This window comes from Amycolatopsis sp. NPDC005232 (assembly GCF_040607795.1).
In the GTDB taxonomy this organism is placed as follows: Bacteria; Actinomycetota; Actinomycetes; order Mycobacteriales; family Pseudonocardiaceae; genus Amycolatopsis.
This window is the reverse complement of the sequence record NZ_JBEXHL010000091.1, coordinates 1-1136: the sequence shown is the minus strand read 5'-3', so window position 1 is coordinate 1136 and position 1136 is coordinate 1. Positions and strand designations below refer to the sequence as shown.

Here is a 1136-nt window from a genome sequence, read left to right as displayed (position 1 = left end):
CTAGTGTCCTGAGTCGTTAATTCGTTGGCAGTAGGCGGCGAGGGTGTCGAGGATGTGGTCGGCGGTCTTGGTCCAGACGTAGGGTTTGGGATTGGCGTTCCATGCGGTGATCCACTTTTCGACGTCGGCTTCGAGTTCGGTGATGCTTCGGTGTGCTGATCGGCGGAGCTTGCGGTTGGTCAGTTCACCGAACCACCGTTCGACCAGATTGAGCCAGGAAGCACTGGTCGGGGTGAAGTGCACGTGGAAGCGTGGGTGTTGCAGAAGCCAGTTTTTGATCGTCGGGGTTTTGTGCGTGGCGTAGTTGTCACAGACCAGGTGCAGGTCGAGTTCGGCGGGCGTGCTGGCGTCGATGGCTTTGAGGAATTTCAGGAATTCCTGGTGCCGGTGGCGGCGGTGGTGCTGGGTGATCACCGACCCGGTCGCCAGGTTCAGCGCCGCGAACAGGCTCGTGGTGCCGTGGCGCACGTAGTCGTGGGTCATCCGCGCCGGCGTGGTGGGCATGATCGGCAGAATCGGTGCGGTCCGGTCGACGGCCTGCATCTGCGACTTCTCGTCGACGCACAGCACGATCGCGTTGTCCGGAGGATCGAGGTATAACCCGACCACGTCCCTGACTTTCTCGACGAACTGCGGGTCTCGTGACAGTTTCCACGTCTGAACCTGATGCGGTTTCAGGCCGAAAGCCCGCCAGATCCGAGACACCGCCGACTGTGACATTCCCGTGGCCGCGGCCATCGACCGCGTCGACCACTGCGTGTCCTGATTCGGCGGCGACTGCTCGAGCGTCGCCGTGATCACCGCTTCCACGCGCTCATCGGTGATCGAGCGCGGCGCACCCGGTCGTGGCTCGTCCGACAGGCCCTCAACACCGTCGGAGAGGAACCGTGACCGCCACTTCGCCACCGTGTGGCGCGCCACCCCGAACTCGGCGGCCACCTCCGAGTTCGAGCCACCTTCCGCACAGCGCAACACAATCCGCGACCTCAGCGCCAGAGCCTGCGCCGTCGTCCGACGACGCGACCACCGCAGCAGCGTCTTCCGTTCTTCATCGGTCAACGACACTGGCGGCAGCTTCGAACTCGGCACCCTCACACTCTAACCACTGGCCACGAAATTACGACTCAGGACACTAG

At 63.2% G+C, this 1136-nt stretch carries 1 protein-coding gene; it reads right to left on the bottom strand.

The features are described 5' to 3' along the window. Nucleotides 1–1089, bottom strand: a complete 1089-nt coding sequence (locus ABZU76_RS51580) for an IS630 family transposase (protein ID WP_354885883.1) — start codon at nucleotides 1087–1089, stop codon at nucleotides 1–3. Nucleotides 1090–1136 lie beyond the last annotated feature (47 nt).